Source organism: Halostella salina (assembly GCF_003675855.1).
Lineage (GTDB): Archaea > Halobacteriota > Halobacteria > Halobacteriales > Natronoarchaeaceae > Halostella > Halostella salina.
In genome coordinates this window covers 296,293-317,681 of sequence record NZ_RCIH01000005.1, presented here as the reverse complement: position 1 = coordinate 317,681, position 21,389 = coordinate 296,293, and the positions used below count along the sequence as shown (strand labels likewise).

At 69.8% G+C, this 21,389-nt stretch carries 23 protein-coding genes; 11 read left to right on the top strand and 12 right to left on the bottom strand.

The window, feature by feature from the left end; translation table 11 throughout:
• Positions 1-110: 110 nt before the first annotated feature.
• Complete coding sequence (locus tag D8896_RS12170; protein ID WP_240452024.1) at positions 111-806, bottom strand: hypothetical protein; 696 nt, start codon at positions 804-806, stop codon at positions 111-113.
• A 207-nt stretch (positions 807-1,013) separates the two neighbouring features.
• Here D8896_RS12170 and D8896_RS12165 point away from each other — a divergent pair, with 207 nt between their 5' ends.
• Positions 1,014-1,424, top strand: a complete 411-nt coding sequence (locus D8896_RS12165; protein WP_121822368.1) for a helix-turn-helix domain-containing protein — start codon at positions 1,014-1,016, stop codon at positions 1,422-1,424.
• Positions 1,425-1,555: 131 nt separating this feature from the next.
• Positions 1,556-3,430, top strand: a complete 1,875-nt coding sequence (locus D8896_RS12160) for a PAS domain-containing protein (RefSeq protein WP_121822367.1) — start codon at positions 1,556-1,558, stop codon at positions 3,428-3,430.
• Here the strand turns inward: D8896_RS12160 and D8896_RS12155 are convergent.
• From D8896_RS12155 to D8896_RS12140, 4 genes are all read right to left on the bottom strand, one after another.
• Positions 3,423-4,001: a HalX domain-containing protein gene (locus D8896_RS12155; protein WP_121822366.1), complete on the bottom strand. Its 579-nt coding sequence runs from the start codon at positions 3,999-4,001 to the stop codon at positions 3,423-3,425. The genes D8896_RS12160 and D8896_RS12155 overlap by 8 nt on opposite strands.
• A gap of 104 nt (positions 4,002-4,105) precedes the next feature.
• A complete protein-coding gene (purL, locus tag D8896_RS12150; RefSeq protein ID WP_121822365.1) occupies positions 4,106-6,304 on the bottom strand; it encodes a phosphoribosylformylglycinamidine synthase subunit PurL in 2,199 nt (732 codons plus the stop codon).
• Positions 6,305-6,638: 334 nt separating this feature from the next.
• On the bottom strand, positions 6,639-6,821 hold the full coding sequence (locus tag D8896_RS12145) for a hypothetical protein (protein ID WP_162991549.1): 183 nt from the start codon (positions 6,819-6,821) through the stop codon (positions 6,639-6,641).
• Positions 6,822-6,927: 106 nt separating this feature from the next.
• Positions 6,928-7,728, bottom strand: coding sequence for a hypothetical protein (locus tag D8896_RS12140; RefSeq protein WP_121822363.1), 801 nt, complete (start codon positions 7,726-7,728; stop codon positions 6,928-6,930).
• Between the two features lie 248 nt (positions 7,729-7,976).
• Between D8896_RS12140 and D8896_RS12135 the strand changes: the two genes are divergently transcribed.
• Genes D8896_RS12135 through D8896_RS12125 form a run of 3 tightly spaced genes read left to right on the top strand, consistent with a single transcriptional unit; the run spans position 7,977 to position 11,237 of the window.
• Complete coding sequence (locus tag D8896_RS12135) at positions 7,977-8,663, top strand: PHP domain-containing protein (protein WP_121822362.1); 687 nt, start codon at positions 7,977-7,979, stop codon at positions 8,661-8,663.
• 2 nt (positions 8,664-8,665) lie between these two features.
• A complete protein-coding gene (locus tag D8896_RS12130) occupies positions 8,666-9,760 on the top strand; it encodes an asparagine synthase C-terminal domain-containing protein (RefSeq protein ID WP_121822382.1) in 1,095 nt (364 codons plus the stop codon).
• 55 nt (positions 9,761-9,815) lie between these two features.
• Positions 9,816-11,237 carry a hypothetical protein gene (locus tag D8896_RS12125; RefSeq protein ID WP_121822361.1) on the top strand — a complete coding sequence of 474 codons (1,422 nt, stop codon included), beginning with the start codon at positions 9,816-9,818 and terminating at the stop codon, positions 11,235-11,237.
• Positions 11,238-11,242: 5 nt separating this feature from the next.
• On the opposite strand, the gene D8896_RS12120 is transcribed toward D8896_RS12125, so the two are convergent.
• The 3 genes from D8896_RS12120 to D8896_RS12110 all read right to left on the bottom strand — a co-directional run bounded on the left by D8896_RS12120 (position 11,243) and on the right by D8896_RS12110 (position 13,104).
• Complete coding sequence (locus D8896_RS12120) at positions 11,243-11,515, bottom strand: hypothetical protein (RefSeq protein WP_205596815.1); 273 nt, start codon at positions 11,513-11,515, stop codon at positions 11,243-11,245.
• An 82-nt stretch (positions 11,516-11,597) separates the two neighbouring features.
• Positions 11,598-12,074, bottom strand: coding sequence for an NUDIX hydrolase (locus D8896_RS12115; protein ID WP_121822360.1), 477 nt, complete (start codon positions 12,072-12,074; stop codon positions 11,598-11,600).
• 55 nt (positions 12,075-12,129) lie between these two features.
• On the bottom strand, positions 12,130-13,104 hold the full coding sequence (locus tag D8896_RS12110; RefSeq protein ID WP_121822359.1) for a transcription initiation factor IIB: 975 nt from the start codon (positions 13,102-13,104) through the stop codon (positions 12,130-12,132).
• A gap of 209 nt (positions 13,105-13,313) precedes the next feature.
• Between D8896_RS12110 and gatC the strand changes: the two genes are divergently transcribed.
• Positions 13,314-13,592, top strand: a complete 279-nt coding sequence (gatC, locus tag D8896_RS12105; RefSeq protein ID WP_121822358.1) for an Asp-tRNA(Asn)/Glu-tRNA(Gln) amidotransferase subunit GatC — start codon at positions 13,314-13,316, stop codon at positions 13,590-13,592.
• Positions 13,589-14,878 carry an Asp-tRNA(Asn)/Glu-tRNA(Gln) amidotransferase subunit GatA gene (gatA, locus tag D8896_RS12100; RefSeq protein WP_121822357.1) on the top strand — a complete coding sequence of 430 codons (1,290 nt, stop codon included), beginning with the start codon at positions 13,589-13,591 and terminating at the stop codon, positions 14,876-14,878. The genes gatC and gatA overlap by 4 nt, the downstream gene beginning before the upstream one ends.
• Positions 14,879-14,893: 15 nt before the next feature.
• On the opposite strand, the gene D8896_RS12095 is transcribed toward gatA, so the two are convergent.
• Positions 14,894-15,757, bottom strand: coding sequence for a DUF7351 domain-containing protein (locus tag D8896_RS12095; protein WP_121822356.1), 864 nt, complete (start codon positions 15,755-15,757; stop codon positions 14,894-14,896).
• Between the two features lie 107 nt (positions 15,758-15,864).
• Here D8896_RS12095 and D8896_RS12090 point away from each other — a divergent pair, with 107 nt between their 5' ends.
• Positions 15,865-16,311: a DUF5788 family protein gene (locus tag D8896_RS12090; protein WP_121822355.1), complete on the top strand. Its 447-nt coding sequence runs from the start codon at positions 15,865-15,867 to the stop codon at positions 16,309-16,311.
• A 25-nt stretch (positions 16,312-16,336) separates the two neighbouring features.
• On the opposite strand, the gene D8896_RS12085 is transcribed toward D8896_RS12090, so the two are convergent.
• Both D8896_RS12085 and D8896_RS12080 read right to left on the bottom strand, forming a co-directional pair.
• Positions 16,337-17,473: a pyridoxal phosphate-dependent aminotransferase gene (locus tag D8896_RS12085; protein ID WP_121822354.1), complete on the bottom strand. Its 1,137-nt coding sequence runs from the start codon at positions 17,471-17,473 to the stop codon at positions 16,337-16,339.
• Positions 17,470-17,958, bottom strand: a complete 489-nt coding sequence (locus D8896_RS12080) for an Lrp/AsnC family transcriptional regulator (protein WP_121822353.1) — start codon at positions 17,956-17,958, stop codon at positions 17,470-17,472. Before D8896_RS12080 ends, D8896_RS12085 begins: the two co-directional genes overlap by 4 nt.
• 114 nt (positions 17,959-18,072) lie before the next feature.
• On the opposite strand from D8896_RS12080, the gene D8896_RS12075 reads away from it, so the two are divergent.
• Both D8896_RS12075 and D8896_RS12070 read left to right on the top strand, forming a co-directional pair.
• Entirely contained in the window at positions 18,073-18,489 is a 417-nt protein-coding gene (locus D8896_RS12075) for an EamA family transporter (RefSeq protein ID WP_121822352.1), read from the top strand.
• Positions 18,490-18,567: 78 nt separating this feature from the next.
• Positions 18,568-19,131, top strand: a complete 564-nt coding sequence (locus tag D8896_RS12070; RefSeq protein WP_121822351.1) for a thioredoxin family protein — start codon at positions 18,568-18,570, stop codon at positions 19,129-19,131.
• A 31-nt stretch (positions 19,132-19,162) separates the two neighbouring features.
• Here D8896_RS12070 and D8896_RS12065 read toward each other — a convergent pair whose 3' ends face one another.
• Positions 19,163-20,254 (bottom strand): NADH:flavin oxidoreductase/NADH oxidase, encoded by a 1,092-nt coding sequence (locus D8896_RS12065; RefSeq protein ID WP_121822350.1) that lies wholly within the window; start codon positions 20,252-20,254, stop codon positions 19,163-19,165.
• A gap of 130 nt (positions 20,255-20,384) precedes the next feature.
• Here D8896_RS12065 and dhaK point away from each other — a divergent pair, with 130 nt between their 5' ends.
• Positions 20,385-21,377: a dihydroxyacetone kinase subunit DhaK gene (gene dhaK / locus D8896_RS12060; RefSeq protein WP_121822349.1), complete on the top strand. Its 993-nt coding sequence runs from the start codon at positions 20,385-20,387 to the stop codon at positions 21,375-21,377.
• Positions 21,378-21,389 lie beyond the last annotated feature (12 nt).

The window sequence follows — 21,389 nt, the reverse complement described above, 5'->3', positions numbered from 1 at the left end:
GGGGCAGGGCTCGGGAGATCGAAGATCTCCCGGTGGGTCGCGCGGCGCTCGCCGCAGTGGCTCGCGCCGCGCTCCCGGCCGCGGAGTAGGTTATCGCTCCGTCGCCGCCGTCAGTCGATCGCCGCGACGCAGTCCTCAAGGTCCGACTCCGTCGTCCAGCGATGGAGGCGGCCGGCGTCGTCCAGCATCTCGAAGATGGGCGTCTGCATTCCGCTGTAGGGGTCGTCGGGGTCGGCGTCCGTGTCGAGGTCGTCAGCGTCGATTCCGTCGTACTCGCGCTTGCAGACGTGGGTCTTCCGGAAGTACGCCTCGTCGGCGACGAACAGCCCCTGCTCGACGAGGAAGCCGCTGCGGTCGTGCTCGGCGACGCCGACGACCGTGTCGACGTAGTCCGCGAGGATCCGGAACTTGAGGTAGGTGTTCGTCCACTCCCTGCGCACGTCGACCATCAGGAAGGCGTAGGCGTCCCGGCGGCGGTTCAGACGGTCCTTGACCAGCTGGAGCCGCCGGATCTCGGGGTCGCCGTAGCTCCCGAGGACGAAGTACGTGCTGTCATGGCGGAAAACCGGCGACAGTTCAGCCACCGAGCCCTTGAGTCGCTCGTACTCCTCCGGCGTCAGGGACCCCTCGTGGAGGTGGTCGGCCGCGCGGTCGGCGACTTCGCCGGGCGTCGGCGGCGCGTCGCCGTCGGGTGGGTCGGGGCGGTCCGACCGGTCGGGTCGGTCCGGTCGCTCCGAGCCGTCCGGCGGATCGGCGGCGTCGGCACGGTCCGGCGGATCAGGCCGGTCCGGTGGATCGTCGCTCATGGGTCGTCCACTCGAACGACCGGTAAATAATCCCCCGGTTCGCGGCGAAAGTAAAGCGGTCAGGTGACCGGGTCGGTCACCGATCCGGCAGCCGATGTGGTTACTGATCTGGAGACCGATCCGGTAACCGGATCGGTTACCACATTGGTTTAGACCAATGTGGTTTGCACCACAACGGTTAAACACGAGGCGGAACGATACGTAGATATGAGCCGACCCGACGCGGCAGCCGGCGGGGTCGACCGGGAGCGCGAGCGCCTGAACGTCGTCACGCAGGAGACGCGCTTCGCTCTCCTGCAGGACGTGCTCGGCCATCCCGAGGGGCTGCCGACCCTGCGGGAACTCGACTACGTCAACCCGAGCAAGAGCGACTCGACCATCCGCGGGCACCTGTCGGCGCTGCAGGAGGTCGGCGTCGTCGAGCGCGTCGAACTCCCGCCCGAGCGCCGGAGCCGGGACCGGCCCCACGTGTTCTACGGGCTCACCGACGACGGCCGCGAGTTCCTCGACCGCCACGGCCTGCTCCGGGCCGAGGAGACGCTGGAAGCAACGTACGCCGCCGTCGAGAAGACCGACGAGATAGCGCGCTACGAGGCGGCACCGCGCCCGGAACGGTGACGGACGGACGGCCGTAACCCGGTCGACGATCCGCGGCCACGAAAGGTAAGTGGCCCCCGTCCGTAGCGAGTGTCGATGAGGACGGTCGCCGCGCCGTCGGTCCCGGCGCGGGCCCCCACGGAGGGAACGACATGACGGCGGACGAGCCGACGGCCCCGGAGATACTCGACCGGGTCGCGGACGCATTCTTCGCGCTCGACAACGCGTGGCGGTTCACCTACCTCAACGACCGCGCCCGCGAGCTGCTGGACCGCGACGGCGAGGGCCTGCAGGGCCGGGTGATCTGGGACGTGTTCCCGGAGACGGCCGACACGCCGTTCCCGAACCAGTTCCACCACGCGATGGACGAGGGCGAGGACGTGGCGTTCGAGACGTTCTACAACCCCATCGGGACGTGGTTCGAGGTGCGCGCGTACCCCTCCGAGACGGGGCTGTCGGTGTACCTCCGGGACGTGTCCGAGCGCAAGCGCCGGGAGGCCGAGGCCGACCAGCACGCCGCCATCGTCGAGGCGGTCCACGACGGCGTCGTCACGATAAACGCCGACGACGAGATCGCGTACGTCAACCGCGCCGTCGAGGCGACGTTCGGCGTCCCGCAGGACCGCCTCGTGGGGACGCCGGTCGCCGCGCTCCACCGCGTCGCGACTATCGACGAGGAAAGCACCGCGGCGCTGGTCGACGCGATGGCCGCCCTCCGCGAGGGGACCGACGGGGAGCGCCGCGTCGAGGCGACGTTCGAGATGGCCGACGAGTCGACCCACGTCGGCGAGATGCGCCTGGTCCGGATCCCGGGCACCGACGGCGACGGCGTCGCCGGCGTGATCCGCGACGTGACCGACCGGCGGGAGTTCGAGCGCGTCGTCACGTCGCTCCACGGCGTCACCCGCCAGCTGTACGAGACGGACTCGCCGGAGGAGGTCTGTGCCGTGACCGTCCACACGGCGTCGGAACTGCTCGACATGCCCGTCAGCGGCGTGTGGCTGCTGGACGAGCAGGAGGGCAGCCTCGACCCCGTGGCGGCGACTGCGGGGGCACACGAACTGATCGGCGGGCTGCCGAAGTTCGGCCGCAACGAGGGGCTCGTCTGGAACGCGTACCACGAGGGCGAGTCCGCGCTGTACGACGACGTGCGGGAGGCGGCCGACACGTACAACCCCGACACGCCGATCCGGAGCGAGATCATCGCGCCGATCGGCTCCCACGGCGTCCTGATGACGGGCGCGCGGACCGTCGGCGCGTTCGACGAGCGGGACCGCGAGCTGACGGAGATCCTCGCGGCCCAGGCCGAGCTCGAACTCGACCGGGCGGAGCGCGAGCGCCTGCTCTCCGAGCGTGAGTCGGCCATCTCCCGGCAGAGCGAGCGCCTCGGTGCACTGCAGGAACTGCTCGAAGGCGACGTGGCGGCTCGGCTCGATGAGACGCTTGGTGCGCTCGACGACGCCGACGTAGACGCCGACCGCGCGGGCGAACTCCGGGAGACGCTCGCCGTCGCGGACCGCCTCGTCGACGACGCCGCGGAGCTGTCGACGGCCCGGTCGTCGCTCGGGCCGCGAACGCAGGAACGCGTCGCGGACGTGGTCGAGGAAGCGGGCGAGAACGTCATCGACGACGACACGGTGCCCGTGTCGGGGCTGTCGCTGACCGTCGACGACGACGCGACGCTCCGGGCGGACCGCGAGCGGCTCGTCCGACTGTTCGAGGGGCTGTTCCGCTGGTCGCCGGACGGCGAGCGCGCCGAGGCCCGGATCGGCCTGCTCGCGGAGGCGACGGCCCGTTCGGTGGCGGACGGCGGCTACAGCGACGGCTTCTTCGTGGACCGCGTGGACGTGCCGGCGGCGGAGAACCGGGAGCGGATCACGGACCCGGACGCCGGGCCGGTCGGCCCGGCGATCGCCCGGGAGATCGCCCGCGCCCACGGCTGGGAGTTCTCGACGGCGACGACGCCGGCCGGGACGCTCCGGTTCGAGGTGTCGGCGGTCACGACGCTGGACCCGGATTTCAGGTAGGCTCCTCCTGCGTGATGTCGCGGCAGGCCTGCTCGTAGTCGTCGGACCCCGATAGCTGGGCGACCGTGTCGTCGACCCGTTCGCGGAGCACTGCGAGGCGGTCCTCCAGACGGGCGTACTCCTCGCTGGCCCGGAGTTCGGCCTCGGGTTTCTGTGATTCGAGCAGCGCGCGCTTGGAGGCGAGCGCGAAGAACTCCTGGATCTGAGCGTCGTACGTCGACCGGAGGAGCAACTGGTCGACGGTGTCGATGAGGTCGTCCGGCGAGACTGGCTTGACGAGGTAGTCGTCGAAGCCCATGCCGATGATGTCGAAGTCCGGTTCGACCGCCGTCACCATCGCCACCCGGCAGTCAAGGTCACGGTCGCGGATCGCGTCGAGCACACGGTCGCCGGAGAGGCCGGGCATCAGGCGGTCCAGCAGGACGGCGTTGACGTCCGCATCGATCGCGTCCAGCGCCTCCGGCCCGTCGTAGGCGGTCCTGACGGTGCAGTGGTCGGCCAGCCACGAGGAGTACAGATCCGCCAGGTCGGGCTCGTCCTCGACGACGAGCACGACGGGGTCGTCGGTCACGGCGACACCACTCCCCAGTCCCGGCACATTATCTCAAGGATATCGACCGGCGTATTTGAAAATGACGGCTGTCCGCCGGGTACGTCCTGCTGTCGGCCCCGAGATCAGCCCATCGCGTCGGTGACGACCGACCGCAGGGCGGCGATGTCGTCGGCGTCGTACGTCAGTTCGCGGTCGCCGACCGAGACCGACAGCGCGCCGTCGTCGGTCGCCCTCCCGACCGCGTGGACGGGGGCGCTCCCGTCGAACGCCGCGCGGACGGCGTCGGGGTCGGTCGTCTGGACGACGGCGCGGCCGGGGCGCTCGTGGAACAGCGCGGCCGTCGGGTCGGCGTCCTCGGGCAGCGTCACGTCCAGTCCGGCCTCGCCGGAGACCATCTCGGCCAGCGCGACCGCGAGGCCGCCGTGGGAGACGTCGTGAACCGCGAGCGTCGCGTCGTGGTCCGCCACGTCGGCAAGCGCCGCGACGAAGCCGGCGGGGTCGTCGGGCAGGGCCGAGAACCCGTCGCTTCCGCCGAACCGCGCGAGGTACTCGGAGCCGCCGAGCGCCACGTCCTCGCCGTCGAGCGCCGGGTCACCGACGACGAGCAGGTCGCCCTCGGGCGCGGCCGCGGCGGGCGGCGCGTCGTACCCGTCCTTCGTGCCGGTCATCGCGAGCGTCGGCGTCGGCGGGATCGGTCCCGAGGGCGAGTCGTTGTACAGCGAGACGTTGCCGCCGACGACCGGCACGTCGAGCGCCGCGCACATGTCCGCGAGCCCGTCGACGATCCCCTTGAAGCCGCCGTACACGTCGGGCTTCTCGGGGTTGCCGCCGTTGAGGCAGTCGACCGCGGCCAGGGGCGTCGCGCCCTTCGCGGCGAGGTTCGTGGCGTTCTCCAGCGCGACGGCGCGGGCCCCGTCGTACGGCGCGGCGTCGGTCCAGTTCGGGTCCGCACCGGCCGAGATGGCGAGGCCGGTGTCTGCCTCCCTGACGGCCAGTACCGCGGCGTCGTCGCCCGGCGGCACGCTCGTCCGGACGCCGACCTCGTGGTCGTACTGGCGGTACACCCAGCGCTTCGAGGCGGTGTTCGGGTTGCCGACGACGGCCTCGAACGCCTCGCCGAGGTCGGTCTCGGGCAGGTCGGTCTCGGGCTGGCTCGGTGCCTCGCTCGGCAGGTCGTTCATCGGCGCGCCGTCGCCGAGGAACTCGGCGGGGGCGTCGACGACGGTCTCGCGGCCTCGCGGCTCGTCGTCCTCGCCGCTCGGCTCGTCCGAGGCGCGTCGCGCCTCGCTGTCTTCGAAGGTGCAGACGTAGTTCCCGTCGGTCACCTCGCCGATGACCGAGCAGCCGAGGTCGAACCGCTCGGCGATCTCCCGGACGCGGTCGACGTTGTCGGGGGCGACCTCGTAGCACATCCGCTCCTGGGACTCGGCGAGCAGGATCTCCATGGCGTTCATGTTCGGCTCGCGCTGGTGGACGCGGTCGAGTTCGATCTCGGCCCCGAGACCGCCCTTGGCGACGAGTTCGCTGGAGGCTCCGCCGAGGCCGGCCGCACCGAGGTCGCGGGCCGACTCGACCAGCCCCTCGTCGACGAGCGCTTCGTTGGCCTCGATGAGCAGCTTCTCGGTGTACGGGTCGCCGACCTGAACGGCGGGGCGGTCCTCCGTCTCGGCGTCCTCCGAGAGGTCCTCGCTGGCGAAGGACGCGCCGCCGAGGCCGTCCCGGCCGGTCGCGTTGCCGACGAGGACGAGCTTGTTCCCCGGCTCCTGTGCCTCGGCGGTGACGAGGCGCTCGGGGTCGTCGATCAGGCCGACGCAGGCGACGTTGACCAGCGGGTTGCCCTCGTAGTCGTCGTGGAAGGCGACGCTCCCGGCGACGGTCGGGACGCCGATGGAGTTGCCGTAGTCGCCGATCCCCTCCACGACGCCGTCGAACAGGTAGCGGGAGTGTTCGCGGTCGAAGTCCCCGAAGTACAGCGAGTCGGCCAGCGCGATGGGGTAGGCCCCCATCGACAGCGTGTCGCGGACGATGCCGCCGACGCCCGTCGCCGCGCCGTCGTACGGGTCGACGTAGGAGGGGTGGTTGTGGCTCTCGACGCCCATGGTGATGTAGGTGGAGTCATCGAGGGCAACGACAGCGGCGTCGTCGCCGGGACCGATCACGACCTGCTCGCCAGAACTGTCGAACGCCGACAGCAGGGGGCGGGACGACCGGTAGGCGCAGTGTTCGCTCCAGAGGTTCTCGAACAGCGCGGCCTCCGCGGGCGTCGGCTCGCGGCCGAGTTCGGCGACGACGAGTTCGCGGTCTCGATCGGAGAGGCTCATTCACTTCTCTGTACAGACACGCCTGATTAATGCCTTTCCATGTGCAGGCATATGCACACTTCCGGGCGGGCGGACTCGTGCGGACGGGGTTCGGGAACGACGGTGCAAGCATGAACGGCCGGCGTCGCAGTCGTCCGTGCTGCGTATCACCCGTACTTTCGCACGGTCGGTGAACGTCCGGCGGCGAGGGGGCCACTGAGTCGACTCGGGAGAGACAGGCAGGATAGGTGGCAAGCAACGGACAGGCCCGACCCGAGTCGGGAACGCAAAGCTCACCGTCCGGGCGCGGGATCGAAGCCGAAAATCGGTGACCGCTCGGGGCCGGGGAGGCCTACTAGAGGAGGTCCCAGAGGAGAAGCCCACCTCCGGCGACTACGATCACTCCTGCCAGGCCGGTGACGAGCGGTGATTCGAGGAACGCTCCCTGTTCGCCGACCGCGTTGGCGGCGAGCGTGGTCAGACTCTCTAGGCCGACGCCGACGAGTATCAACAACAGTGCCAGTCTGTACCGTTCCATGGATCGAGTGTCCGTCTTGGGGTAGTTCATTTCGCGGGGTTTGAGCGGGTTTCGGTCCGTTTTGTTACGACAGTATTAGGGAGGATGCGGTTCGTCGGCTGACGAGTCAGGCGCAGTCGACGGGGTAGAGATACAGCGACGGGGTACAGATCGTACAGGGCTGGACGACACAGAGCCGGAGCTTCCCCACGTCGCAGTCGTCGAAGTACTTGTTCACGGCCTCGAAGAGCGTACAGCCACCGCCGAGGATGCCCGTGAGTGCGACCGTGCCGATCGCGGTCGAGGACGGTTCGGGGACGAGCATCAGCACGGACGCCCCGACGGCAGCGAGCCCCTGCAGGATCTTACAGCCGTAGCCGTCGCCGTTGAACGTGTACGTAGCGCTGCAGTTACGGGTGACCTGTGTGCTGACCGCCGACTGGGTCAACTGCTCCCGGTCGAGTTCGGTCATCACGTCCGCGCCGTCGCTGCGGAGCGTGAAGCGGTCGGCGACGTAGACCGTCCCGTCGACATACGCCTTCGCCGTGACGGCACTGTCGTCGAACACACGCAGGTCGAGATAGCCCTCGGTCGTGTCTTCGCTCGACTGGAAGGGCGCCTTGAGCGAGACGTGTTCCGAGACGAAGTCCGCGTTGACCCGGGTGCCGGTCAGGCGGGTCCGGTCGGCGTGGAGGCCCTCCTCCCGAAGGAACTCCTTCAGCGCTCGCGTGGTCTCGGTCCGCTGGGCCTGCCCGAAGTACGCGTTCGTCTCCTTCGCACTCAGGGTCTCGGTGTGTACGTCGACGGTCTGATCCGTCGTGCCGTCGTCGTCGCTGGCGGCACCGAGTCCGGCGAATCCGGTGGCACCGATACCGGCACCGATCGATTTGAGGACGTTTCTCCTGTTTTTAGATGAGTTTTCTTCCATTGCAAGTTATAGCTAGAGCATATAAATAAAAAAGTTTTGAGGAATAGCTAATAATATAACTGACTCTAAAGGAATCGGATACGTCGTTCGTGGTCGGTGTGATGGGGCCGGTACCGTATCGATCTGCCGCGTTCCGGATCGCAACGAAACGGCGAAGCGGCCGACGATGCGGATATCCCCAAAACGGGACGGACTACGACCGACTCCGTACCGAGGCGCTTTTGCCACGGGCCTGCGAAGCCCGACCCGTGCTGTCGGCCGAACTCCACTGCCACTCGTCGCTGTCGTACGACGGCCGGGACCCGGTCGAACTCCTGCTGAAGCAGGCGGACGCGGTGGGACTCGACGCGCTCGCGGTCACCGACCACGACGAGATCGACGCGAGCCTGGAGGCCGCCGAGCGCGCCGCGGAGTACGGGCTGGTCGGCATCCCCGGGATGGAGGTGTCGACCGCCGCTGGGCACGTTCTCGCGCTCGGCGTCGAGGAGCGCGTGCCCGAGGGGCTGCCGTACGACGAGTCGCTGGACCGCATCCGCGATCTGGGCGGCATCGCCGTCGTTCCGCACCCGTTCCAGGAGTCCCGCCACGGCGTCCTCGCCAACATCTCGAAGGACGCGCTGGCCGAGGCCGACGCGATAGAGGTGTACAACTCGCGGCTGCTCACCGGCCGGGCGAACCGGCAGGCCGAGCGGTTCGCCCGGGAGCGCGGAATCCCGATGACCGCCGGGAGCGACGCCCACATCAGCGAGATGGTCGGGCAGGCGGTCACGCGCATCGGCGCGGAGGAGCGCAGCGTCGACGCGATACTGGACGCGATCCGCGAGGGCCGGACCACGGTCGAGGGCAAGCGGACGCCCTGGCACATCAGCTTCCGGCAGGCCGCCGGGGGGGCGACGCGCCGCGTCAAGAACGGGCTGTTCTCGCTGCTGCGATGACGCTGCGGGGCGCGACCGCCGAGACGGTCCGCCGCGCGCTAGACGAGGACGACCCACTTCCCGGCACCCGCGGGTTCGCGGGCGCGGTCGACGGCCGCCTCGTCCGCGACGTGCTGGGCCGGCAACCGCTGTTTTTCGACGGCGACGACTGGGCGTTCGCGCCGGGCGAACTGGCCGATCCGGAGCCGTTCCCGGCGGGCCACGCCGGGCAGGTGGACGACCCGACCGCCGCGGAGCGCGTCTGGAGCCTGCCGGACCCGGATCCCGTCACCGACGAGCGCGAGGCCGTCGTCTCGCTCCGAGAGGCGCTCACTGGGGCGCTCGACGAGGTGGCCGCCGCGGACGGGGGGACAGAGGCTGCCACCGCCGTCGCGTTCTCCGGCGGCGTCGACTCCGCGGTCGTCGCCAGCCGCCTCGACGCACCGCTGTACGTCGCGGGGTTCCCGGAGAGTCACGACGTCGCGGCCGCCCGCGACGCCGCCGACGCGATGGGGCGGGACCTGCGCGTCGTCGAACTAACTCCGGACGACCTGGAGCGTGCGGTCCCCGAAGTCGCCCGCGCCGCCGGGCGGACGAACGCGATGGACGTGAGCATCGCGCTCCCGCTCTATCTCGTCGCCGAGCGGGCGGCCGCCGACGGCTACGGCCGCCTCGCGGTCGGCCAGGGCGCGGACGAACTGTTCGGCGGCTACGCCAAGGTCGCCCGCGCGCCGGAGGACCCGCGTGTCGAGGCCGACACGGTTCGCGGCGCGCGCCGGGAACTGCTCGGCACGCTCCCCGACCAGCTAGAGCGGGACGTGCTGGCGCTCCGGGCGGCCGGTGTCGAGCCGGTCGCGCCGATGCTCGACGACCGCGTCGTGCGGGCCGCGCTCGCGCTGCCGGGCGACGCGCTCGTCGACGACCGCGGCGAGCGAAAGCGCGCGCTCCGTCTCGCAGCCCGGGCGTTCGTCCCCGACCGCGTCGCGTTCCGCGAGAAGAAGGCGGTCCAGTACGGCAGCCTCGTCTCGCGGGAACTCGACCGCCTCGCCCGGCAGGCCGGGTTCAAGCGCCGGACCGACGACCACGTCTCGAAGTACGTCGCCTCGCGGGTCGAGTGAACGGAGGCGGCGACCGCGGATCCGCTTATACCCTCTCGCGTGCTAGAGCGCTCGAATGCGACGGTGGATCACGGTGGCGGCGGCGCTGGCGCTGATCGCGCTGGTGGCCGCGGGCGGGCTCTCGCTGTTCGCGCCGCTGACGGCCGACGACGTGGCGCCGACACACGACCCGGCCCCGGAACTCGTCTCGCCGAACGGCACCGAGAGCGGCTTCTACCCCTATCTCAACTCCCGGCCGCGGTTCACCCAGCGGAGCCCGATAAACCTCGTCGTCGTCGGCAACACCTCGGAGGTCATGCGGATCATGCAGGAGGAGACGGCGACGCAGTGGAACGAGACCGAGGCGGACGAGGAGGACCTTGGCGGCCGCCCGATAGTCGAGGGCGACAACGAGACGCTCCGGAACGGCACCGTCGTCAACGAATCTGTCGCGGCGAACGGGACGATAGTCGGCAACGCCTCCGGGGAGAACGCCACGCCGCGAGCGGGCAACGCGACCGCGGCCAACGACACCAACGCCTCGGCGAACCGCTCGTTCCTGGAGGAGATCAGCCCGACCACCGCGTGGGACCGCACCACCGGCGCGACGCGGTGGGCGTACCTCGACCCCGGCGGCGACGGCGAGGGACGCTGGGTCACCGAGACGACGCAGTTCCACACCGGCGACTACTACGGCTCGCGGATCCACGTCCGCATGTACGAGAGTCCGAACGAGAGCGAGGACTGGGTCGTCATGCAGGCCCACAAGGAGCATTTCGACTGGTTCACGCTGCGCCACCGCGTCGACAGCTCCGAGCAGGCCCAGTCGTACGTCGAACAGGAGTTCATGGGGCAGCCGTTCGTCACCGAGGACGGCGTCTACCGGATCTACCTCGACAACGGCGGCCCCTCCGACTCCGACGGCTGGGCGACGGTGATCGAACTCGCCTACCTTCTCCCGGTCATGCTCGGCCTCGGGCAGTCCGGGATCGGCTCGACCGTCCGGTCGCGACTGACCGACGACGTGCTGGAGGAGTTCGACGCGGTCCGGGCGCGGACGACGCTCCGGCACGGCATCCTCGGGGCCGTGATCGTTGCCCTCCTGCTGGGCGTACGCTTCGGCGGGGTGTATCTGGAGAACAACGCGCCGATGCTGTCGATGCACGCCATCGCCGCGCTGCTGTACCCCGTGATCGGCCTCGGCATCCCGGTCGCGACGTACCTGCTCGCGTCCGGGCTGGACCGCCAGTTCGACGCCGCCGTGACGGCGTCGGTCGCGCTCTCGGTCGCCATCTGGCTGGACTACGGCTACCTCGGCATCGCGACGCTCCCCGTCGACGTGGTGCTCCAGCGCGTCGTCGTCATCCTCGCACTGGGTCTGATCGCCGGCGGGGCGGCACACGAGGGGACCGAGAAGACGCGCTGGAACCGAATGTTACTCGGCGGGGCCGGCCTGTGGGTGTTCGTGCTCGTCGGGACGCTGCTCGGCTACCTGTAGGACAGTCAGCGCCGCACCCGCCAGCGGACGACCAGCCCCACGACAGCGACGGTCGCGAGCGTGACGAGACCACTTATCAGCGATCCCGCGGCGCTCGCGCCGCCGGCCGCCGCCGTGACGGTTCCGGCTCCGCCCGCCACGGCCGCGCTGCCGACGACGGTGCCGACGCCGACACAGCAGAGGCTCGCAAGCCCCGCAACGCCGAGGTAGGCCGACAGGGGGCGGCCGTCGTCGTCGGACTGCGACGCGTCGACACCACTGCCTTCGTCTTCGGTCATCGGTTCGCTGGTCGTTCGCGCTGGGTCGGCATATCGCTTCGGCCGTCGTGCGAGCCGGCCGTCCGCCCGCCAGCCGCGGGAGTCAGTTCCCCGCCCCGTCGACGGCGGCGATCGCCCGCTGGCCGATCTCGGCCACGTCGGGGTCGAGTTCGTCGTTGTTCCGCAGGTCCGCCGGCGTGAACCACTCCCACGCCGATGCGTCCTCCTCGCCGTCCGCGGGCGAGAGGTCCCGGGAGTCCGCCTCGGCGTAGAACACGTGGTCGATGTGCTGGTGGCCGACCTCGCCGCCGTGGAAATTCACGTCCGCGAGCAGCATGTGCTCGGGCTGGGGGAGCGACTCGACGGTCGGCGAGCCGATGTCGTCGGTCTCCGTCCGGAGCGACACGGCCAGCCCCGTCTCCTCCCGGACCTCACGCACGGCGGCCTCGTGGGGGACCTCGCCGCGGTCGACGTGGCCGCCCGGCGGGAGCCACTTGCCGATGCGGTCGTGCTCGTGGAGGACGGTCGCGCCGCTCTCGACGACGTACGTCGTCGCGGTGAAATGTCGGGTCGTCTCCATACGCCCCGATGCGACGGGGTGGACTTGAGGGCGTCGTTACGCGGGCTGGTCGCCGCTACGCCGGCGCGGCGTCGCTCGCGTCGAGGATCTCGTGGTAGCGGTTGCGGATGGTCACCTCGCTCACGTCCGCGACCTCGCCCACGGAGGACTGGGTGACCTGGTCGTCGGTGAGCAGCGAGGCGGCGTAGACGGCGGCGGCCGCGAGGCCGACCGGCGACTTGCCGCTGTGGACGCCTTCCTCCTTGGCGTTGCGCAGGAGTTCGCGAGCGCGGCGCTCGACGCGGTCGTTCAGGTCGAGGTCGCTGGCAAACCGGGGGACGTAGCTCTCGGGATCGGCGGGCTGGACTTCGAGGCCGAGTTCCCGGACGACGTAGCGGTACGTCCGGGCGATCTCGGTCTTGCCGACGCGGCTGACGGCCGCGATCTCGTCGAGGCTTCGCGGCGTGCCGGCCTGGCGGGCGGCGGCGTACAGCGACGCCGTGGAGACGCCTTCGATGGAGCGGCCCGGCAGGAGGTCCTCGTCCAGCGCGCGTCGGTAGATGACGCTCGCCGTCTCGCGGACGTTCTCGGGGAGGCCGAGCGCCGACGCCATCCGGTCGATCTCGCCGAGCGCCTGCTTCAGGTTGCGCTCCTTCGCGTCGCGGGTGCGAAACCGCTCGTTCCAGGTGCGCAGGCGCTGCATCTTCTCGCGCTTGCGGGCCGACAGCGCCCGGCCGCTGGCGTCCTTGTCCTGCCAGCCGATGTTGGTCGAGAGGCCCTCGTCGTGCATCATCTTCGTGGTGGGCGCGCCGACGCGGGACTTCTCGTCTTTCTCCTTGGCGTCGAACGCGCGCCACTCCGGACCGTGGTCTATCTCGTCCTCCTCGACGACGAGGCCACAGTCCGAACACACCGTCTCGCCCTGGGCGGCGTCGGCTTCGAGGTCGCCGCCACACTCCGGACAGGCGAGGTCGGTCGCCTCGTCGGCCGTCGTCTCGGACTCGTCGCGCGTCCGTCGCTCCGCGTGGTCGCTGGTTCTGGTATCAGTCATGGTGTGGGGTCGGGGACGGGGCACCCGAAGAACGCCTGTGTGCGATATTTTGTTGGGTCTATTCGGACTTAAAGTTGAGGGCAGCGGAAAGGGCTGGATCCCTGAAATCGGGAGCTTCATCGGTTGTGTGCCGCTTTCGTCAGTCCGCACCCGTCCGCCGCTTCGCCCGTATCGAAACCCTTACTCCCGGGAAGGGAGTCCCCTCCCGTATGAGCGACTCGCCCGTCGACCCCGAGGAGGTGCGCCACGTCGCGGACCTCGCGCGGGTCGACCTGGCCGACGAGGACGTCGACCGGTTCGCCGAGCAGTTCGCGGACATCCTCGGCTACTTCGAGACGCTGGACGAGGTGCCCGAGGTCGACCGGGACGCCGACCTCGTCAACGTGATGCGTGAGGACGAAGTCCGCGAGAGCCTCTCGCAGTCCGAGGCCCTCGCCAACGCGGCGGAGACCGACGACGGTTACTTCGAGGGGCCGAACGTCTCATGAGCCTGAACGCCTTCGTCACCGAGGAACGGATCGAGGGGGCCGAGGACGGCCCGCTCGCCGGGCGGACGGTCGCGGTCAAGGACAACATCTCCACCGAAGGCGTCCGCACGACCTGCGGCTCGGAGATGCTCGCCGACTACGTCCCGCCGTACGACGCGACGGTCGTCGAGCGCCTGAAAGACGCCGGCGCGACCATCGTCGGCAAGGCGAACATGGACGAGTTCGGGATGGGGTCGACCACCGAAACGTCGGCGTTCGGTCCCGTCGAGAACCCCGCGGCGGAGGGCCACGTCCCCGGCGGCTCCTCCGGCGGGAGCGCGGCGGCCGTCGCGGCCGGCGAGGCCGACCTCGCGCTCGGCTCCGACACCGGCGGCTCGGTGCGGAACCCGGCGGCGTTCTGCGGCGTGGTGGGGATCAAACCCACCTACGGGCTCGTCTCGCGGTACGGGCTGGTCGCCTACGCGAACAGTCTGGAGCAGATCGGGCCGTTCGGCGAGACCGTCGCGGACGCCGCCGAACTGCTCGACGTCATCGCCGGCCCGGACCCGAACGACGCGACGACGCAGTACGGCGACGAGGCGGGCGACCACCCCGCCAACGCGGCCGACTACGCCGACGCGGCGGACGGCGACGTGGACGGCATGGAGATAGCCGTCCCGACGAACCTCGTCGAGGGGGCCGACGAGGGCGTCGTCGAGACGTTCTACGCGGCGCTCGACGACCTCGAAGCGCGGGGCGCGTCGTACCACGAGGTCGAACTCCCCTCCGTCGAGCACGCCGTCGAGGCGTACTACGTCATCGCCATGTCCGAAGCGTCCTCGAACCTCGCCCGGTTCGACGGCGTCCGCTACGGCCACCGCGCCGAGAGCGACGGGAACTGGAACGAGGCGTTCGCGAAGACCCGCGAGGAGGGGTTCGGCGAGGAGGTCACGCGCCGGATCCTGCTCGGGACGTACGCGCTCTCGGCCGGCTACCACGACAAGTACTACAAGAAAGCGCAGGACGCCCGCGCCTGGGTCAAGCAGGACTTCGACGAGGCGCTCGCCGGGGCCGACGTACTCGCCAGCCCGACGATGCCGACCCCGCCGTTCGAGCGCGGCGAGAGCCTCGACGACCCGCTACAGATGTACCTCGCGGACGCCAACACGGTCCCGGTCAATCTCGCGGACCTGCCCGCCATCTCCGTGCCGGCGGGCGAGACCGACGGCCTGCCGGTCGGTCTCCAGTTCATCGGTCCCGCGTTCGGCGAGGAGACGATCATCCGCGCCGGCAGCGCGCTGGCCTGAGCGGTTCCGACCCCCTTACTCTCCTGCGGTCGTGCGCTCGGTTTCGACGACCGTGCCGCTACGGTCCAGCGTGACCGAGAGCGTCTCGCCGTCTTGCTCCGCGTCCACGCGCACTCTGAATGGGTCCTCGGACACCACCGTCTCGGAGCCGGGCGTGCAGAAGTCGAGCGTCCAGAACGGCGTGGCTCGAACGTCGACACCGTGGTCGTAGTGGAACGCGACCACCGCGGCGTGGCTGACGAGGAACAGGCCGACCGGGATCCCGTGGTGGAAGCCACACCGGTCGCACTCGCCGTGGTAGTAGTGGTGGTCCGGGCCGACGCCACCGTACTCGATCCGGCCCTCGACCGGGCCGCTGCACTCCGAGCAGATCCCCTTCCGGGTCAGTTCGCCCCAGCGGTTTTCGAGGAACCCGACCAGTTCCGGCACCTCGTCGTCGGGGTGCGATTCGAGGAGGCTCGGCGGCACCGAGAGGCCGGCCTCGTGGTCGCCGTCGCCGCAGGTCAGCCACAGCACGCCGTCCGCGTACTGCAATCGCGCCGGGTTGTCACAGTAGAGGCAGGTGCCCGGCGCGTCGACCGGTCCCCACGTCCAGTCCGGGTCGAGGACGCCCGAGGCGATGGTCGAGACCACTTCCATCCCGACCCGGGAGAGGCGATAGCCGTCCGCCGCGTCCACGGCGAGGCCGTCGAGGCGGTCGAGGTGGTAGTTGAAGTTCCCGTTGTCGCGGACGCCGGCCGCCGACTGGAGATCGCTGTACTCGACCCACGGATCCGCCGGGTCCTCGCGGTACGCGTCCGCCAGCGCCCGGAGGATGGCTCGCCGCGTCTCGTTGCTCGCCAGGTCGAACACCTCGGTCGGATCCGACTCCCCGGCCATCGTCCGGTGGTACGGCCCCCTCGCCGTAAACGTTCGTGTCGGCGTGGTTAGAGTAATTCGTTGCTCCGAACGACTATCGGGCAGTCGACGCAACTCCGAAACGTACGATGACCACCTCTGGCGACACCGACGACACCGGGCGCATGACCGAGCGACAGCGCGACGAACTGCTCGGCCGAGTGCACCGGACGAGCGGGACGCTGGGCGGCTCGATCCCCGAGACGGTCCGGGTCGACGGCGAGTCGGTTCCGGTCCGCGAGTTCTACTTCGAGGTGTCGGACCGGGAGGAACTAACGGGAGAGGCCCGCGAGCGTGTCGAGGACGTGCTCACACACCTTCGCCGGGAACGGGCCGAGCTCGTCCGCCGGATCCGGAACCGCGAGGTCGACTACGCGACCGCGGAGTCGCTGGTGCCGGATATCCGGGAGCTGGACAGAGCGATAAACGCCTTCGAGTCCGTCGAGGACCCGAGCTACGGGGAGCAGGTGCGGCGGGAGAAAATCGAGTCCGCCCGCGAACTGGTCGAGATGATGCGGGAGTTCGGCAAGCTGTAGTCGGTGCGCACGCGTCCCTGCGCCGCTACAGGAACGCCTCGATCCGGTCCATCGCTTCCTTGAGGTCCTTCGTCCCCGTCGCGTAGGAGACGCGCAGGTGCCCCTCGCCGCCCTCGCCGAAGGCGTCGCCCGGGACGACCGCGACGCCCTGCGCTTCCAGCAGGTCCTCGGCGAACGCCTCGGCGTCGCCGCCGGGGGCCTTCGGGAACACGTAGAACGCGCCCTTCGCCTCGAAGCAGTCGATCCCCATCTCGTCGAACCGCGAGAGGACGAGCTTCCGGCGGCGGTCGTACGTGGCGACCATCTCGTCGACGGCGTCGTCGCAGGAGTGCAGCGCCTCCAGCGCGGCGTGCTGGGCGGTCGTCGGGGCCGACAGCATCGAGTACTGGTGGACCCGGTTCATCGCCGCGATCCCCTCCGGCGGCGCGAGCGCGTAGCCCAGTCGGAGGCCGGTCATCGCGTACGCCTTCGAGAAGCCGTTGAACACGACGGTGCGCTCGCGCATCCCCGGCAGCGTGGCGATCGAGGTGTGGTCGTGGCCGTAGGTGAGGTCGGCGTAGATCTCATCTGCGAGCACCGTCAGGTCGTGCTCCCGGACGAACTCGGCGACCGGCTCCAGTTCGGACTCGGTCATCACCGCGCCGGTCGGGTTGTTCGGGTAACAGAAGATCAGCGCCTCGGCGTCGGCCGCACCGCTCTCCGCGAGTTGCTCGTAGGTGAGCTTGAACTCGTCGGCCTCGCGGGTCGGCACCGGCAGGGGGTCGCCGTCGGCGAAGATCACGCCCGGGGCGTAGGAGATGTACGACGGCTCGGGGACGGCGACGGCGTCGCCGGGGTCGACCAGCGCCCGCATCGCCACGTCGACGCCCTCGCTGACGCCAGTCGTGACGAGGATCTCGTCGTCGGGGTCGTACTGCAGGTCGTAGCGCTCGGCGACGTGCTCGGCGATGGCTCCTCGGAGGTCGGCCATCCCGCGGTTCGCCGTGTAGGAGGTCCGGCCGCGCTCCAGCGAGTCGATCGCGGCGTCACGTGCGGCCCACGGCGCGGAGAAGTCCGGCTCGCCGACGCCCAGCGAGATCACGTCATCCTGCTCCTCGGCGAGCTCGAAGAACTTGCGGATCCCCGACGGCGGGACGCGCTGGACGCGCTCCGAGGGGTTCATGGGGAGATCGACAGCCGGTCGTCGCCGTGGCCGTCCTCGAACTCGATGCCGCGGTCCTTGTACGTCTCCATCACGTAGTGGGTGACCGTCTGGGTGATCTCCGGCGTCGGGGCCACCTTCTCGCTGATGAAGTTCGACACCTCCTGCAGGGAGTCGCCCTCCACTTCGAGGTGGAAGTCGTAGTCGCCGCTGACGAGCTGGAGCGTCGTCACCTCGGGGAAGCGACCGAGCCGGTCGGCGATGTCGTCGTACCCCGTCTCGCGGTCGAGCGTGACGTTCAACTCGACCTCGGCGCGGATGTGTTCCTCTTTCACGCGGTGCCAGTCGACGACGGCCTGGTAGCCGCGGATGATCCCCTCGTCTTCCAGCGTCTCGATGGTCGAGACGACCTCCGCCTCGGAGAGGTCGGTCATCCGCGCCAGGTCCTCCGTCGAGTACCGGGCGTTCTCCAGCAGGAGGTCGAGCAGTTCGCGCTTGGCGGTCATGTGTAGGGGAGTCGGTGGGGGCGGCAAAAGGGTTTCCCGTCCGTGCAAACCTCTCACGGGGGCTTGCTCGTTCGGTTTCGAAAGCCTATCCAGCCTCCGTACGCGACGGAGGACATGAACTACATCGGCTGGGCGGTGGTCGCCCTCTTCGCGTACACGATGGTCGCACCGTTGATGAAGGTCGCCACGGAGTCGATCCCGAGCGACGTGGCGACGCTGTTCTCGAACCTGATCCTCGTCGGCGTCGCGCTCCTGCTTGCCCTCCGGACCGACGGGTCGATAGCGCAGTACGCGACCCATCCGAAAGCGCCGTACATGTACGGTGCCGGGCTCTGTCTCGCGATCGGGATCCTCTCGTACTACCGGGCGCTGTCGATGGGACCGGTGAGCGTCGTGACGCCGGTGTTCGGCCTGTTTCTGGTGACGAGTTCGCTGCTCGGGATCGTCTTTCTGGACGAGGCGCTCACGAGCCGGAAGCTCCTTGGCGTCGGCTTCGCCCTGCTCGCGGTGTACTTCACCACGGTCGAGTGAGGGCTCGGCGACGACGCCCGCTTCGGCCGCCGCCCTGCGGAGGCAACCGATAAGCCGCCGCGGCCGCAACGACCCCGTATGGTGATGATGGAGTCCGACTCGGAACTGGCACGGGGCGACGAGGCACCGGCGTTCGACCTGCCCGGCGTCGACGGCGATCGACACTCGCTCGACGACTTCGCCGGATACGAGGCCCTGCTGGTCGTGTTTACCTGCAACCACTGTCCGTACGCCCAGGCGAAGTTCGACCTGTTGAACGAACTGGCCGACGAGTACGACGAGGTCGCCGTCGTCGGGATCAACCCCAACGACGCCGACGAGTATCCGGAGGACTCCTTCGAGACGATGCGGGAGTTCGTCGACGACGGCCGGATCGACTACGACGCCTACCTCCGCGACGAGTCCCAGGAAGTCGCCGCGGCCTACGGCGCTGTCTGCACGCCGGATCCGTTCCTGTTCCGAAATGACGGTGACAGCTTCCGACTGGCCTACCACGGCCGCCTGGACGACGCACCGAACCCGGACGACGAGCCGACGCGGTACCAGATCCGCGAGGCGATAGACGCCGTGCTGGCGGGCGAGGCAGTCGACATCGAGGAACAGCCGTCGCGTGGCTGTTCGATCAAGTGGACGGAGGAGTAATCGGCCGGTCCCGGACCCGCCCGGGCCACGCTCAGAACCCGCGTCGGTACTGGACCGGCATGTCGACGCGGTCCAGCGCGTCGAGTTCCTCGGCGGCGTGGAGCGTGAAGTACGGGTCACGCAGGTGTTCCCGACCGACGATAGCCAGGTCGGCGCGGCCGTTGCGGACGACGGCGTCGGCCTGCTCGGCGGCCGTGATCCCGCCGACTGCACCGACTGCCGCGTCGGTCGCCTCGCCGACGCGCTCGGCGTACGGCACCTGGTAGTTCGGTCCGCCGTCGGGCACCTGCTGGTCGGGGTGGATCCCGCCCGCGCTCACGTCGATCAGGTCCGCGCCGTCGTCGGCGAGCAGGCCCGCGAGGTGGGCGGTGTCGTCGACGGTCCACGATTCGCGGTCCGGGAGCCAGTCCGTCGCGGAGAGGCGGACGAACACGGACTTTTCGTCGGGCCACACGTCGCGGACGCGCCGGGTCACCTCGCGGACCAGCCGCGCCCGGTCCGCGAAGCTCCCGCCGTAGTCGTCCTCGCGGCGGTTCGTCACCGGCGAGAGGAACTGGTGGAGCAGGTAGCCGTGCGCGGCGTGGACCTCCGCCACCTCGAAGCCGGCCGTCAGCGCGCGCTCCGCGCCTGCCTCGAAGGCGTCGATCACGTCTTCGATGTCGTCCTGGTCCATCCGGCGCGTCGCGGGCGGGTCGTCGTCCTCGTAGGGGTACGGAGCGTCGCTCGGGGCGACCGTCTCCCATCCGCCGTCGTCGGGGCCGAGCGGATGGCTGCCCTCCCACGCCCGGGTCTTGCTCCCCTTCCGGCCGGCGTGGGCGAGCTGGATCGCCGGGACTGCGCCGTGTTCGCTGACGAACTCGGCGGTGGGGGCCAGCGCGTCGCCGTGCTCGTCGCTCCAGATCCCGAGGTCGTTCGGCGAGATTCGGCCGCGCGCCTCGACGGCGGTGGCCTCGGCCATCACGACGCCCGCACCGCCGACCGCGCGGCTGCCGAGGTGGACGCGGTGCCAGTCGGTCGCCAGGCCGTCATCGTCACACGAGTACTGGCACATGGGCGACACCATCACGCGGTTTCGGATCTCGGTCCCGCGCAGCGACAGCGGCGTAAAGAGGTCGTCGGTCATCCCACGACGGTAGGTGGCTCGCACGAAAAACCGGCACGGACCGGGACGGGTTTGCCGGGAGCGCTGAACCCGCCGCTGACGGGTCGCAGGCATAGAATTATGGGTCGAGCGATTGACGATCACTAGTGGCATGAAGAAGTTAATCAACGATCCGGAAGATATCGTCGACGAGATGCTCGACGGCATGGTGGCGGCGCACCCGGACAGGGTACGGCGGCTCGACGACACGAACGTGCTGGTGCGCGAGGACGCGCCGGTCGACGGGAAGGTCGGCGTCGTCAGCGGCGGCGGGAGCGGCCACGAACCGACCCACGCGGGCTATCTCGGTCCCGGGATGCTCGACGGGGCGGCGGCCGGCGAGGTGTTCACGTCGCCGACAGCCGACGAACTCGGCGAGATGATCACGGCCGCGGACGGCGGCGAGGGCGTGCTCTGCGTCGTGAAGAACTACGAGGGCGACGTGATGAACTTCGACACGGCCGCGGAGATGGCCGCGATGGAGGGCGATACCGAGGTCGAGCAGGTCGTCGTCAACGACGACGTGGCGGTCGAGGACTCGACGTACACCTCCGGGCGGCGCGGCGTCTGCGGCACCATCCTCGTCCACAAGGTCGCCGGCGCGATGGCCGACCGCGGCGGCGACATCGACGAGGTCAAGCGCGTCGCCGAGAAGGCCATCGACCGCGTCGGCACGATGGGGACGGCGCTGACCTCCTGCGTGACGCCGGAGAAGGGCGAGCCCACCTTCGATCTGGGCGACGACGAGATCGAACTCGGCATCGGCATCCACGGTGAGCCGGGCGTCGAGCGCACCGAGCAGATGCCCGCCGACGAGGTGGCCGAGGAGCTGACCGGCGCGGTGCTGGACGACCTTGATCCCGAGGGCGAGGTCGTCACCATCGTCAACGGGATGGGCGGGACGCCGCTGATGGAGCTGTACGTGGTCAACCGTCGCGTGCAGGCACTCGTCGACGACGCCGGGCTGGAGACGTGGGACGCCTGGGTGGGCGACTACATGACCTCGCTGGACATGGCGGGCTGCTCGGTGACGGTGATGGACGTCGACGACGAGCTGAAGGACCTGCTCTCGCACGAGGCTGACACGATCGCGCTGAAGCGGTAGCCGGGGTGGGCG

Coding starts and splice junctions, on each gene's coding strand:
- D8896_RS12170 (WP_240452024.1), bottom strand. CDS start 806: ATGAGCGACGATCCACCGGACCGGCCTGATCCGCCGGACCGTGCCGAC.
- D8896_RS12165 (WP_121822368.1), top strand. CDS start 1,014: ATGAGCCGACCCGACGCGGCAGCCGGCGGGGTCGACCGGGAGCGCGAG.
- D8896_RS12160 (WP_121822367.1), top strand. CDS start 1,556: ATGACGGCGGACGAGCCGACGGCCCCGGAGATACTCGACCGGGTCGCG.
- purL (WP_121822365.1), bottom strand. CDS start 6,304: ATGAGCCTCTCCGATCGAGACCGCGAACTCGTCGTCGCCGAACTCGGC.
- D8896_RS12145 (WP_162991549.1), bottom strand. CDS start 6,821: ATGGAACGGTACAGACTGGCACTGTTGTTGATACTCGTCGGCGTCGGC.
- D8896_RS12140 (WP_121822363.1), bottom strand. CDS start 7,728: ATGGAAGAAAACTCATCTAAAAACAGGAGAAACGTCCTCAAATCGATC.
- D8896_RS12125 (WP_121822361.1), top strand. CDS start 9,816: ATGCGACGGTGGATCACGGTGGCGGCGGCGCTGGCGCTGATCGCGCTG.
- D8896_RS12120 (WP_205596815.1), bottom strand. CDS start 11,515: ATGACCGAAGACGAAGGCAGTGGTGTCGACGCGTCGCAGTCCGACGAC.
- D8896_RS12115 (WP_121822360.1), bottom strand. CDS start 12,074: ATGGAGACGACCCGACATTTCACCGCGACGACGTACGTCGTCGAGAGC.
- D8896_RS12110 (WP_121822359.1), bottom strand. CDS start 13,104: ATGACTGATACCAGAACCAGCGACCACGCGGAGCGACGGACGCGCGAC.
- gatC (WP_121822358.1), top strand. CDS start 13,314: ATGAGCGACTCGCCCGTCGACCCCGAGGAGGTGCGCCACGTCGCGGAC.
- gatA (WP_121822357.1), top strand. CDS start 13,589: ATGAGCCTGAACGCCTTCGTCACCGAGGAACGGATCGAGGGGGCCGAG.
- D8896_RS12095 (WP_121822356.1), bottom strand. CDS start 15,757: ATGGCCGGGGAGTCGGATCCGACCGAGGTGTTCGACCTGGCGAGCAAC.
- D8896_RS12090 (WP_121822355.1), top strand. CDS start 15,865: ATGACCACCTCTGGCGACACCGACGACACCGGGCGCATGACCGAGCGA.
- D8896_RS12085 (WP_121822354.1), bottom strand. CDS start 17,473: ATGAACCCCTCGGAGCGCGTCCAGCGCGTCCCGCCGTCGGGGATCCGC.
- D8896_RS12080 (WP_121822353.1), bottom strand. CDS start 17,958: ATGACCGCCAAGCGCGAACTGCTCGACCTCCTGCTGGAGAACGCCCGG.
- D8896_RS12075 (WP_121822352.1), top strand. CDS start 18,073: ATGAACTACATCGGCTGGGCGGTGGTCGCCCTCTTCGCGTACACGATG.
- D8896_RS12070 (WP_121822351.1), top strand. CDS start 18,568: ATGGTGATGATGGAGTCCGACTCGGAACTGGCACGGGGCGACGAGGCA.
- D8896_RS12065 (WP_121822350.1), bottom strand. CDS start 20,254: ATGACCGACGACCTCTTTACGCCGCTGTCGCTGCGCGGGACCGAGATC.
- dhaK (WP_121822349.1), top strand. CDS start 20,385: ATGAAGAAGTTAATCAACGATCCGGAAGATATCGTCGACGAGATGCTC.